The following is a 12,830-nucleotide window of genomic DNA, read 5'->3' as shown; positions in this document are numbered from 1 at the left end:
CCCCCCCCCCCCCCCCCACACCCACCCCCCCCCCCCCCCCCCCCCAGGGGGTCATCAGTGATATCGCGCACGGCGTCTGCCACCCGCTGTTCCTGCGCGGGATCGAGCCGGCGTTCCGGCTCGGGGCAGGCGACGCGGCGCGGGATCGGCCCTTGCCGCAGCGCGAGCTGACCGACGCAGCGCCAGCCGAAATGCGTGTTCACGCGCTCGATCACCACAGGAGCCATGTGCTGCAGTTCGAGGGCGAAGGCGCTGGTGACGCGCACGACGAGCGTCGACGCCTGCGCTTGCCCGGCGTTGCGCTTGGGCCAGACGATGCGCATCGGCTCGGTGTGGCGGGCGAGCCGCTCGCCGACGATCTCGGGCCACGCCATGATGACGCCGGAGGCGGCGAAGCCCTGGGCCGCGAGTGCCGGCTCGATGCAGCGATCGACGAGCTCCGCCAGCGGCTTCAGCCGGGCGGTGTGACGGATCACGGTGGGACGATTGCTCATCTGTTGCGCTCGTTCAGCGGTTGCGGCAGGTGCCGGGCGGGATTTCGCTCCCGCGCATCCTGCGCTAGAAACGTTGCATGGTAGCTCTCCACGACATCTTTTCCAACGATTCGGCGCGATGACCGGCATTGCCGCGCACGCCTCCGCCGCCGACCTTCTCGCGTGGTACGACCGCCACCGGCGCGTGCTGCCCTGGCGGGCGCGGGCCGGGGAGCGGGCCGATCCCTATCGCGTGTGGCTCTCCGAGATCATGCTGCAGCAGACCACCGTGCAGACGGTGAAGGGCTATTTCGAGCGTTTTCTCATGCGCTTTCCCGATGTCGAGGCGCTCGCCGCCGCGCCCGTCGAGGCGGTGATGCAGGCCTGGGCCGGGCTCGGCTACTATTCCCGCGCCCGCAACCTGCACGCCTGCGCGCAAGCCGTGGTGGAACAGCACGGCGGGCGCTTTCCCGCCGACGAGGACGCCCTGCTGGCGCTCCCCGGCATCGGCGCCTACACGGCGGGGGCGGTGGCGGCCATCGCCTTCGATCTGCCGGCGGTGGCGGTGGACGGCAATGTCGAGCGCGTGCTGTCGCGGCTCGTGGCGCTGGAAGAGCCGCTGCCGCGCGCCAAGGCCACCATCCGCAAGCTGGCGCTTTCGCTCATGCCCTGCGAGCGGGCGGGGGACTTCGCCCAGGCGCTGATGGATCTGGGGGCGACCATCTGCACGCCCAAACGCCCCGCCTGCGCGCTGTGTCCGTGGTCGTCGCCCTGCCGGGCACGCCGGGAGGGGACGGCCGAGACGTTCCCGCGCAAGGAGGCCAAGAAGCAGGGGGCGCTGCGCAAGGGCGCGGCCTTTGTCGTGCTGCGCGCCGACGATCACGTGCTGCTGCGCGACCGGCCGCCGCGCGGGCTCCTGGGCGGCATGGCCGAGCCGCCGGGCACGGAATGGTCGGCGAGCTTCGATCCCGACGGCGCCGTCGCCGCGGCTCCCCTCGATGCGCCGTGGCGGCGGCTGACGGGCAGCGTGCGCCACGTGTTCACCCATTTCCCGCTGGAATTGACGGTCTATCGGGCCGAGGTGCCGGCCGGCACGGCCGCCCCGCCCGGCAGCCGCTGGCAGGCGCGCGCCGGTCTCGCAGGCGAGGCGCTGCCCACCGTCATGCGCAAGGTGCTGGCTCACGCCCGCATTGTGGACGGTTGACCGCAATGCGCGCCAATTGTCATTGACGCATCAAATGGATCCGAAAAATGACAGCCTTTTTCGGATCCAAGCTATGCTGCGGAATGACGCGCCCGGTAGTCGTCGCGAAGCCGGTCGATGGCGAGGAGGCCGCCGTCGCGGTGTGCATGCCAGAAGGTCCAGCCATTGCAGGAGGGGTGCCCCTGCACCAGCGCGCCGACCTTGTGGATGGACCCCACCACCGGGCCGACGGTGAGCGTGCCGTCGGCGCGCACGGTGGCGTGATGGGTTTCGCGGGCGTCGACGAGTTCCTCGCCGGGAGCGATCAGACCCGCCTCGATCAGCGACAGGAAGGGGATGCGCGGCTCCGTGCGCCGGGCGGGGGCGGTGGCCACCGCATCCGTGCCGAGGGGGATCACGCGGTCGATACGCTCCTGCGCGGCTTCCGCGTAGACGGGATCGCGCTCGAGCCCGATGAAGTGCCGGCCGAGACGCCTGGCGACCGCACCCGTGGTGCCGCTGCCGAAGAAGGGATCGAGCACGATGTCGCCGGGGTTCGAGGCGGCAAGCAGCGTGCGGGCGACGAGCGCCTCGGGCTTTTGCGTCGGATGGATCTTGCGCCCTCGCGCGTCCTTCAGCCGCTCCTCGCCGGTGCACAGCGGCAGATACCAGTCGGACCGCATCTGCGTGTCCTCGTTGCCCGCCTTCAGCGCCTCGTAATGGAACGTGTAGCCACGCGCGTCCGCCGAGCGGGCGGCCCAGATCAGCGTCTCGTGCGCGTTGGTGAAGCGCCGGCCGCGGAAATTGGGCATCGGGTTGGCCTTGCGCCAGATGATGTCGTTCAGGATCCAGAAGCCGAGATCCTGCACGGCGCTGCCAACGCGAAAAATGTTGTGGTACGAGCCGATGACGAACAACGTCGCCGTCTTCTTCATCACCCGGCGGCATTCGGAAAGCCACGCCCGGGTGAAGGCGTCGTACTCCGAAAAGCTGTCGAAGCGGTCCCACTCGTCGTTGACGGCATCCACCTGACTGTTGTCAGGGCGCGTCAACGTGTTCTCGAGCTGGAGATTGTAGGGGGGATCGGCGAACACCAGATCGACGCTCTGCGAGGGCAGCCGCCGCAGGGATTCGATGCAATCACCGATAACGATCTGATCGACCGGGAGCAGGTGCTCCATCCGCGCCGCAGGTGTCTGCTGACCGGTACGCGATACCTTGATCCGGGGCAGAACACCAGCAGCGGCGGTACGCGGAATACTCATGACGCCTACCAGTTACGCGACTGACACGGCGACTATGGCGGGCAGGAGTAAAGAGGAAGTTGATGCCCCGCGCCGGATAAGCGGTTGTGGCGGCTGGGATTCGGGCGAGCGGGGAAGCGACAGGTCAAGCCTGGCCGCATGGCGGCACGCAGCCGTTGCTGGGCAACGGTTTTGCAGGCGTTATCAATTTGTTAGCCATAAATGATCGTACCGGAGCCAGCCTGTGAATAACGCGGTCGGCGCCCGTCACCGCTTGAACGGCGCCATGGCGGCGCGCGCCAGCGCGTCGACGCGCTCGTTCTCGGGATGGCCGTCGTGGCCCTTCACCCAGTGCCAGGTGACGTCGTGGCGTTGTGCCGCCTCGTCGAGCCTGCGCCACAGATCGTCGTTCTTGACCGGCTTGCGGTCGGCGGTCTTCCAGCCGCGCTGCTTCCAGTTGGGGAGCCATGCGGTGATGCCGGAACGCACGTATTGCGAATCGGTATGGAGGTCCACCGCGCACGGGCGCCGGAGCGCCTCGAGCGCCGAGATCGCCGCAAGGAGCTCCATGCGGTTGTTGGTGGTCTGCGCCTCACCGCCCGACAGCTCCCTTTCCACGCCGCGGAACATCAGCAGCGCGCCCCAGCCGCCCGGGCCGGGATTGCCGGAGCAGGCGCCGTCGGTATAGATCGTCACCCTTTCCGCCATCAGGCGCGTCCGTAGTCGGCCGCCGAGCCGGCATGGCGGTGGAAGCCGAGCTTGCGGTCGTATTCGAGCGGATCGAGCGGCTTGACCAGCGCGCCGGGCGGCACGTTGAGCCAGTCGACGAGCCGGGTCAGCAGGAAGCGCAGCCCCGCCCCGCGCGCCAGCACCGGCAGTGCCTCGACCTCCGCGGGTGTGAGAGGGCGGACCGACTCATAGGCCCCGATCAGCGCCTGTCCCTTGGTGATGTTGAACGACCCGTCGGCCTCGAAGCACCAGGCGTTGAGGCAGATGGCGAGATCGTAGGCGAGCGCATCGTTGCAGGCGAAGTAGAAATCGATCAGGCCGGACAGCCGCTCGCCGAGGAAGAACACGTTGTTGGGGAAGAGATCGGCGTGGATGACGCCGGTGGGCAGATCGCGCGGCCACGCCTTCTCAAGATAAGCGAAGTCGCCGGCGATGCGGTCCGCGAGGCCGGGGCTGACGCTGTCGGCCCGCCCGCGGGATTGCTCGATGAGCGGCCGCCAGCCGTCGAGCGACAGCGCATTGGCGCGCGTGAGCGTAAAATCCGTACCCGCCGCGTGGAACTGCGCCAGCGCCCGCCCGAGCTCGGCGCAATGGCCGACGCCGGGCCGGTTGACCGACATGCCGGAAAGGAACGTCACCATCGCCGCCGGCCGGCCCGCGAGGCGCTGCAACGCCTTGCCCGCGCGGTCGTGCACCGGCTCCGGGCAGACGATGCCGCGCGCGGCCAGATGCTCCATCAGCCCGATGAAGAACGGCAGGTCCGCCTCGTTGACGCGCTTTTCGTAGAGGGTGAGGATGAAGAAGCCGCGTTCCGTCTGGAGCAGGAAGTTCGAGTTCTCGACACCCTCGGCGATGCCCTTGGCCGACAGCAGCCGGCCGATGTCGTAGCGGTCGACGAAGGCGGAGAGCTCCGCATCGGAAACGTCGGTGTAAACGGCCATCGCAACAATCTTTCAGTGTCAGCAGTCTTCTCGGTAACGGGGGGCGCGGGTATCGGACGGCACGCGGCCACGGGCACGTCTATGCGGAATGCAGAGTTTCCGGCAGCTTCCATGTCATGATTCAGCCGAAATGCAAACAGCGCGATGTGGGGGCGATCGCCGGTCAGATGAACAGCGCATGGGCGAGCCTGTCGCGAACGGGCGTATCGGCGGGCAGGAGCGTTCCGTCGATGGCTTCGACCTTGCGGATGCCGAGGCTCGATGTCAGAAAAACCTCGTCCGCCCGTTTGAGATCATCGGCCGTGAGTGTCGCCTCGCGGCCTTCCACCTCCAGCACGCGGGCGCGGGTGATGCCGGGCAGCGCGCCGTCGTCGGGCGGCGGGGTCAGCAATGCGCCGTCGATCACGGCGAAGACGTTGGCGGCGGTGGCCTCGCTGATGCGCTCATGCGTGTTGAGCAGCAGCGCGTCGTCCGCGCCGGCGCGGACGGCCTCCTGCCGGGCGACGATGGCATCGAGGCAGTTGATGCTCTTGATGCCGGCAAGCGGCGAGAACGCGTTGCGGCGCGTGCGCCGGGCGACGATGATGCGTGCCGGCGGCAGGGGCGGGGCGGCCGCGAAGGCGGTAATCAGCGTCGTGGCCTCGGGTTGCGGCGGCGGCGCGATGCCGCGCGGCCCGGGCCCGCGCGTCACCGTGATGCGCAGGGAGCCGTCCGTCAGCGCATTGGCCGTGATGATTCTGTCGACGGCTTCCACGAGATCCACGTCGTGCCGCAAGGCGATGACGCGCAGGCCGTGGGTGAGGCGCGCGAGGTGGCGCGCGAGCCATTGCGGTTGCCGATCGCGCACGCGGATGGTCTCGTAGACCCCGTCGCCGAGCAGGAAGCCGCGATCGCCGACGGGAATCGCGGCCTCCGTAACGGGCAGCAGTCGGCCGTTCAGCCAGCAGATCATGGCGCCTCTCCCGCAACCGCCCGTAAGAGCGGGCGCATCTTGAGCAGCGCTTCGTCGTATTCGAGCTCGGGCACGGAGTCCGCCACGATGCCGCCGCCCGCCTGCGCGATCAGCGTCTCATGCCGGCGCACCAGCGTGCGGATGGCGATGGAGCTGTCCATCGCGCCGTCGAAGCCGATCCACACCACGGAGCCGAAGCACACGCCGCGCTGGTGCCGTTCGAGCTCGGCGATGATCTCCATCGCCCTTATCTTCGGCGCGCCGGTGATCGAGCCGCCGGGAAAGCAGGCGCGCAGCAGATCGACGGCGTCGCACCCGCGTCGAAGCTGGCCGGTGACGGCGGAGACGAGATGATGCACGGAGGCGAACGTCTCCACCTGCATCAGGGTGGGCACGCGCACGCTGCCCTGCTCGCAGATGCGGGAAAGATCGTTGCGCATGAGATCCACGATCATGAGGTTCTCCGCACGGTCCTTGACGCTCGCCGCGAGCGTCGCCGCGAGCTCCGCGTCGCGGGCGGGGTCGGGATCGCGCCGGATCGTGCCCTTGATCGGCCGCGTCTCGACACGGCCCGCGGCATCAAGCGCCAGAAAGCGCTCCGGCGAGGCGGAGAGCACGCCGGTGTCCGCGCCGCATCGCAGAAAGGCGGCGAAGGGCGCGGGGCTGAGGGCGGTGAGCCGCCGGTAGAGCATGAAATCGTCGAACCCGGCCGGGCGCTCCACGAGCCGGCGCTGGGTGAGGTTGGCCTGAAAGATGTCGCCGGCGTGGATGTAGTCGATGACGCGCCGGATGGCCGCCTCTTCCCCGTCGCGCGTTCGCCCGGCGCGCCATTGCCCGCGCGGCGCCCAGTCGATGGCCGGCAGCGGCTTCACGTCCCGCAATCGGTGCAGGATATGCGCCTCGCGCTCCCGCGCGCGCCGTTCCCGTGCCGGGGCGCCGGTTTCCGGCAGGCCGGTGCTGATCAGGAAGCTCTCCCGCCGGGCATGGTCGAAGGCGATGACGCAGTCGTAAAGGCCGATCACCATTTCCGGCACGCCGAGCGGGTCGGCTGCCAACGCGGGGAACCTGTCGGCGTGGCGGCCCATCTCGTAGGCGAGATAGCCGGCCGCGCCGCCCGCGAAGGGCACAGGGGCGGCGTTGTCCTCGATCCGGCATGCGGCAAGCTGCCGTTGCAGCACGGTGAACGGATCGCCGGCGGCCCGCGTACCGTCGACGCGCACGCCGTCCGCGTCCGCGACGATGACGCTGTAGGGCTCGACCGCGATGTAGGAATAGCGGCTGCGCGCGTCGCCTCTTTGCGCGTCACCCGCGCCCGCATGCGCCAAAGCGCTCGTGGCCGCGCTGTCGAGCAGCGCGGCCACGGGGTCTTTCGCGAAGGGCCGGAAAACCTCAAGCACCTCGCGCCAGGGTAAGGGCGTTATCCGCAACGCGCGTCAATCCCAGCTCAATGCGCCACCGTTCTGATACTCGATAACCCGAGTCTCGAAAAAATTCTTTTCCTTTTTGAGGTCCATGGCTTCCGACATCCATGGGAACGGGTTCTCGGCCGGGCCGAACACCGGTGCCAGACCGAGCTGGGCGCAGCGGCGGTTGGCGATGAAGTGCATGTACTGCTCGCACAGACCCGCGTTGAGCCCGAGGAAGCCGCGCGGCATGGTTTCCCGGCCGTAGGCGGCTTCGAGTTCGGCCGCCTCCGCCAGCATGGTGCGCACTTCCTTCTGGAAGGCGTCGGTCCAGATGTGCGGGTTCTCCGCCTTGATCTGGTTGATGACGTCGATGCCGAAGTTCAGGTGGATCGATTCGTCGCGCAGGATGTACTGATACTGCTCGGCGATGCCGACCATCTTGTTGCGCCGCCCCAGCGACAGGATCTGCGCAAAGCCGGTGTAGAACCACATGCCCTCGAACACGACGTAGAACGCCACGAGGTCGCGCACGAACGCTCGGTCCTTCTCCGGCGTGCCGGTGGTGAAACCCGGATCGTCGAGGTGCTGGGTGTAGTTCAGCGCCCACGCCGCCTTGTCGGTGATGGAGGGCACCTCGCGGTACATGTTGAACAGCTCGCCCTCGTCGAGGCCGAGGCTCTCCACGATGTACTGGAAGGTGTGCGTGTGCACCGCCTCCTCGAAGGCCTGGCGCAGCAGGTATTGCCGGCATTCGGGGTTGGTCAGGTGGCGGTAGATCGCCAGCACGATGTTGTTCGCGACGAGGCTCTCGGACGCGGCGAAGAAGCCGAGATTACGCTTGATCGCGTGGCGCTCGTCCGGCGTCAGGCCATTTTGCGACTTCCACAGCGCGATGTCGGCCTGCATCGAGACCTCGGTCGGCATCCAGTGGTTGTTGCACGCGGCGAGATATTTCTCCCACGCCCAGTGATACTTGAGCGGCAGGAGCTGGTTGACGTCGGCGCGGCAATTGATCATCGCCTTGTCGTCGACGGTGACGCGCGCCGCGTTGCGGTCGATGGCGCCAAGGCCGGTCGCTTCGAGCCCGGTCGCTTCAAGGCCGGTCGCTTCGCGCCCCGCCGCCTCGACGCCGTTGGCGTCGAACTGCGCCGCGATGGCCGCTTCCGCCTTCTTCCTGGCGACGATTTCGGGGTCTGACCAGTCGAGCATGGTCTTGTTCCTTCTTGATTGGCGGTTACTGGCAGGCTTCGCAGTCGGGATCGTCGATCGAGCAGGCGTTGCCGGACGTGACGCTGTCGAGCCGGATGTCGCCGGCGCGCTGGGGCGCGAGGGGCTGCGCCACCGGCGCTGCCGCCGCCGGCGTCACCGACACCGCGTTGAGCTTGCCGTCCGTGCCCTTGAGCGTGGATTTCTCGACGTGGGTCGCGGAGGTCGAGCGCAGGTAGTAGGTCGTCTTGAGACCCTTGCGCCAGGCGAGGCGATAGAGCTCGTCCAGCTTCCTGCCCGACGGATTGGCGATGTAGAGGTTCAGAGACTGCGCCTGGTCGACCCACTTCTGGCGGCGCGAGGCGGCCTCGATCAGCCACTTCGAGTCGATCTCGAACGCGGTCGCGTAGAGTGCCTTGAGGTCGTCCGGCACGCGGTCGATCTGGCCGAGCGAGCCGTCGAAGTACTTGAGGTCCGACACCATCACCTCGTCCCACAGGCCGCGCTCCTTGAGGTCGCGCACGAGCTGGGCGTTCACCACGGTGAAATCGCCCGACATGTTCGATTTCACGTAGAGGTTCTGATAGGCGGGCTCGATGGACTGGGCCACGCCGCAGATGTTGGAAATGGTGGCGGTGGGCGCGATCGCCATGGTGTTGGAGTTGCGCATGCCCACCCGCTGCACCTGCTCGCGCAGGCCGTCCCAGTCGAGCGTCGAGGAGCGGTCCATGTCGAGTGTATCCGAGCCGAGCGAGCCGGAGTCGTGCGTTCCTTTTCGGGCATCGGCGAGGATCTGGATCGAGTCGATCGGCAGGATGCCCTTCGACCACAGCGAACCCTCGAACGAGGCATAGCGCCCGCGCTCGGCGGCAAGATCCGAGGAGGCCTTGATGGCGTGGAAGCTGATCGCCTCCATGCTCTCGTCGGCGAAGCGCACCGCCGCCTCGCTCTCGTAGGGAATGCGCAGCGCCTGGAGCGCGTCCTGGAAGCCCATCAGCCCGAGGCCGACCGGGCGGTGGCGCAGGTTGGAGTAGCGCGACTCGGGAATGGTGTAGAAGTTGATGTCGATCACGTTGTCGAGCATGCGCATGGCGGTCTTGATGGTGCGCGCCAGATGTGCCTGGTCGAGGCCGTTCTCACCGACGTGGTTCAACAGGTTGACCGAGCCGAGGTTGCACACCGCCACTTCCTTGTCGGAGGTGTTGAGCGTGATCTCGGTGCACAGGTTCGACGAATGCACCACGCCGACATGCTGCTGCGGCGAGCGCAGGTTGCACGGATCCTTGAACGTGATCCACGGATGGCCGGTCTCGAACAGCATGGTCAGCATCTTGCGCCACAGGTCGAGCGCGCGCACGGTGCGGAACACGGCGATCTCGCCGCGCGCCGCCTTCGCCTCATAGGCCTCGTAGGCGGCCTTGAAGGCAGAGCCGAAGAGATCGTGCAGGTCGTGCGTCTCGTCGGGCGAGAACAGCGTCCACGGGCCGTCCTGCGCCACGCGCTCCATGAACAGGTCCGAGATCCAGTTGGCGGTGTTCATGTCGTGGGTGCGGCGGCGGTCGTCGCCGGTGTTCTTGCGCAGGTCGAGGAACTCCTCGATGTCGACGTGCCACGTCTCCAGATAGGCGCAGACCGCGCCCTTGCGCTTGCCGCCCTGGTTGACGGCGATGGCCGTGTCGTTCGCCACCTTGAGGAACGGCACCACGCCCTGCGACTGGCCGTTGGTGCCCTTGATGTGGGCGCCGAGCCCGCGCACCCGCGTCCAGTCGTTGCCGAGCCCGCCGGAATATTTGGCGAGCAGCGCATTGTCCTTGATGGCCTTGAAGATGCCGTCGAGGTCGTCCGACACCGTGGTGAGGAAGCACGACGAGAGCTGCGGCCGCAGCGTGCCGGAATTGAACAGCGTCGGCGTCGAGGCCATGAAGTCGAAGGACGACAGCAGATTGTAGAACTCGATCGCCTTTTCCTCGCGGTCGATCTCGCGCAGCGAAAGCCCCATGGCGACGCGCATGAAGAACGCCTGCGGCAGCTCGAAGCGCGTGCCGCGGTCGTGCAGGAAATAGCGGTCGTAGAGCGTCTGCAGACCGAGGAACTGGAACTGGCGGTCGCGTTCGGATTTCAGCGCCGCCCCGAGGCGCGCGAGGTCGAACCGGCCAAGCTCGGGGTCGATCAGCTCGGCCGCGATGCCCTTGGCGATGAAGCCGGGGAAATAGGCGGCGTAATGATCGCCGGTCGCCGCCTCCGACGCCTCGCGCGCGTCGCCGAAGACATAGGTCAGCGCCTCGCGGCGCAGCTTGTCGAGCAAGAGACGGGCGCTGACATAGGCGTAGTTCGGCTCGGTCTCGACGAGCGTGCGCGCGGCCATAATCTGCGCCAGCGACAGCTCGTCGGAGGAAATGCCGTCGTAGAGATTGCGCCGCGTCTCCGCCAGAATGGCCTCGGCCGAGGTGCCCTCCAAGCCGCTACATGCGTCCGCGATGACGCGCACCAGCCGCGCCTCGTCGAGCGGCGACAGGCTGCCGTCGCTCGCGCGCACGTTGAGCGTCACCGCCGGCGTGCCGGCGAGCTTCGCCTTCTCGGCCCGCTCGCGGGCGCGCTCCTCGCGGTAGAGCACGTAGGCGCGCGCCACCTTGTGGTGGCCGCCGCGCATCAGCGCCAGCTCCACCTGGTCCTGGATGTCCTCGATGTGGATGGCGCGCTCGCCGTCGACACGCCGCGTCAGCGCCGCGACCACCTGCTCCGTCAGTTCGGCGACGATCTCGTGCACGCGCCGGGAGGCCGCCGCCTGCGTGCCCTCGACGGCAAGGAACGCCTTGGTGACGGCAACCGATATCTTGGACGAATCGAACGGCGACAGGGCGCCGTTGCGACGGATGACGGAAAACGCCAGCGCGCCGGCGCCCGCGGGCTGCGCTGCGCGCGCCGCACCGGGGGTGACGGCGCCGGCCAGCGATGAGGCGGCGGGATGATCGGGGGACAGAGACATCGGCCAGTTCCTGCTTGGTGATTTCAGATCAATGATTCGAGCGAAGAGCTTTCGGGCGGGGGGCGTTTCCAGTACGGCGGATCGCGCTTCACGCGCGGCCGGGCCGGAAACGCTCGCCTGCCGCCCGTGAACGCGTCACGAAACGGTACGCAAAACCAGAAACACGCAGACCGGCATGCAGCCGCTGCCCGAGCGGCCGCCCAAGTGGCGGGCGCGCCGGCGCAAGGGCAACGGAAGGACATGCCCGCGAAAGGGATGGGCCCGGCATCCATGCCGGTGCATCGGATTGCCGGCCGCGAGCCGGGCGGCGGTTCGGACGGGAAGCGCCCGGAGGCGCAAAAGCAGCATCCATCGGGCGCCGAATCGACCGGCCGCGGCCGCACACCAGACATTCCCGGTCCGTCCGCGCTGTTTCCTTCATTGCCGCCGATCCCCGCCCTATGAATGTCATCGACACAATATATAGTGTACTAAGACCCGATTTTCGTCAAGTTGTAGTGCGTGGCGTGGCACAAGTTATCAACGGCGGTGACATCGTTCGGGTGGGGGAAGGGGGGTAAGCGCGGTCGGGCCGGCGGCGTGGCCTGAGTTGCGATCTGTCCGGATTTCCGATACTGCGCGGCAATCTTTGCAGGTTGTCCGCCCATCGGTGGATATCATGGTTGAGCGTTTGGAGTCAGCGGCGATGTCGGAGAGGATGTGCGAGGCTGTGAATAGCGGGGTTCGCGGGGGAAAAGCGGCCCGGGCGCGACATGCCGCTTCGGTCATGGCCGGACTGTGTGCTATCGCACTTGCGTTTCCGACGGTCGCGGGCGCCGCCGGCGGGTCTTCGGCAAGAAGTGGCGACATCTGCCGCGACATTCTTTTCGCCGGGGTGGCGCATGTGGTGTGCGAGATCGGCCCCGCGCAGCGGCGCGGGGGTCTGCGCGTCGACCTTCACTGGAAGAACGGGACGGAGCCGTTCATATCTCTGGGCGCGGTGGAGCGGGAACTGGAGCGACAGGGCCGCACGCCGCTCGTCACCATGAATGCGGGCATGTACGAGCCCGATCTGTCGCCGGTGGGGCTTTTCGTCTCGGGCGGGCGGGTTCTGAGCCCGATCAACGCCCGCGCGGGGAGGGGAAACTTCTACCTGAGGCCCAACGGGGTTTTCTTCATGGCCGGCGGCAGGGCGGGCATCATGGAGACGCAGGCCTTCGCGCGGTCGAAGCAGAAGCCGGACATCGCCACCCAGTCCGGGCCGCTGATGGTCCTTGGCGGCCGGATTCATCCGCGTTTTCAGGCCGACGGCGAATCGCGCAAGATTCGCAACGGCATCGGGGTGCGCAAGGACGGAACGATCGTGCTGGCCATTTCGCACGGCGGCATCAGCTTCGGCCAGTTCGCGCGCCTGTTCCGCGATTACCTGCGCTGCCCCGACGCGCTTTATCTGGACGGCTCGGTCTCCCAGCTCTCGCGGGACGGCGCGGCCGGACGGGCGGACGGCGCGGCCGCGACGCTGCGAAAGCCGCTCGGGCCGATTCTGAGCGTATCGGTGAAATGACGGCCCGGCCCGGATAGGGCGTTCCAAAGCCTCGAATCAAACAGGGGCACCGTTTTCTGGATAAATCGGGTGCGCAAACAAAGAGATGGCGCGGGGGTGCCGATTCGGGTTTTCCGTCTGCCGCGTGCCGGATGCGCCCGCCCTGCTTCGCGCAAGCCAGCAAGTCC

General features: G+C 67.8%; 10 protein-coding genes. 2 read left to right on the top strand and 8 right to left on the bottom strand.

Annotated features, from left to right (window positions below):
* Positions 1–494, bottom strand: a 494-nt coding sequence (locus ACUSIJ_RS27350) for a DUF721 domain-containing protein (protein WP_449311581.1), incomplete at its 3' end; no start/stop codon positions are given.
* Between the two features lie 118 nt (positions 495–612).
* Between ACUSIJ_RS27350 and mutY the strand changes: the two genes are divergently transcribed.
* Entirely contained in the window at positions 613–1,677 is a 1,065-nt protein-coding gene (gene mutY / locus ACUSIJ_RS27345; protein ID WP_449311580.1) for an A/G-specific adenine glycosylase, read from the top strand.
* Positions 1,678–1,748: 71 nt separating this feature from the next.
* Here the strand turns inward: mutY and ACUSIJ_RS27340 are convergent, their stop codons facing one another.
* The 7 genes from ACUSIJ_RS27340 to ACUSIJ_RS27310 form a co-directional block, all read right to left on the bottom strand.
* A complete protein-coding gene (locus tag ACUSIJ_RS27340) occupies positions 1,749–2,921 on the bottom strand; it encodes a DNA methyltransferase (RefSeq protein ID WP_449311579.1) in 1,173 nt (390 codons plus the stop codon).
* A 246-nt stretch (positions 2,922–3,167) separates the two neighbouring features.
* Positions 3,168–3,608, bottom strand: coding sequence for a ribonuclease HI (gene rnhA, locus ACUSIJ_RS27335; RefSeq protein WP_449311578.1), 441 nt, complete (start codon positions 3,606–3,608; stop codon positions 3,168–3,170).
* Entirely contained in the window at positions 3,608–4,570 is a 963-nt protein-coding gene (gene thrB, locus ACUSIJ_RS27330; protein WP_449311577.1) for a homoserine kinase, read from the bottom strand. Before thrB ends, rnhA begins: the two co-directional genes overlap by 1 nt.
* A 163-nt stretch (positions 4,571–4,733) precedes the next feature.
* On the bottom strand, positions 4,734–5,522 hold the full coding sequence (locus ACUSIJ_RS27325; RefSeq protein WP_449311576.1) for an aminotransferase class IV: 789 nt from the start codon (positions 5,520–5,522) through the stop codon (positions 4,734–4,736).
* Entirely contained in the window at positions 5,519–6,949 is a 1,431-nt protein-coding gene (gene pabB / locus ACUSIJ_RS27320) for an aminodeoxychorismate synthase component I (protein WP_449311575.1), read from the bottom strand. The genes ACUSIJ_RS27325 and pabB overlap by 4 nt, the downstream gene beginning before the upstream one ends.
* 6 nt (positions 6,950–6,955) lie before the next feature.
* The gene (locus ACUSIJ_RS27315; protein WP_449311574.1) at positions 6,956–8,137 is read right to left on the bottom strand and encodes a ribonucleotide-diphosphate reductase subunit beta; all 1,182 of its coding nucleotides are present in this window, start codon (positions 8,135–8,137) and stop codon (positions 6,956–6,958) included.
* A 25-nt stretch (positions 8,138–8,162) separates the two neighbouring features.
* Positions 8,163–11,120, bottom strand: a complete 2,958-nt coding sequence (locus ACUSIJ_RS27310) for a ribonucleoside-diphosphate reductase subunit alpha (protein WP_449311573.1) — start codon at positions 11,118–11,120, stop codon at positions 8,163–8,165.
* Between the two features lie 766 nt (positions 11,121–11,886).
* Here ACUSIJ_RS27310 and ACUSIJ_RS27305 point away from each other — a divergent pair.
* Positions 11,887–12,663, top strand: a complete 777-nt coding sequence (locus ACUSIJ_RS27305; RefSeq protein ID WP_449311572.1) for a phosphodiester glycosidase family protein — start codon at positions 11,887–11,889, stop codon at positions 12,661–12,663.
* The last annotated feature ends 167 nt before the right edge of the window (positions 12,664–12,830 follow it).

It is taken from the genome of Pseudochelatococcus sp. B33, from assembly GCF_053570585.1.
The sequence above is the reverse complement of the archived record's forward strand: the minus strand, read 5'-3'. Positions and strand labels throughout refer to the sequence as shown.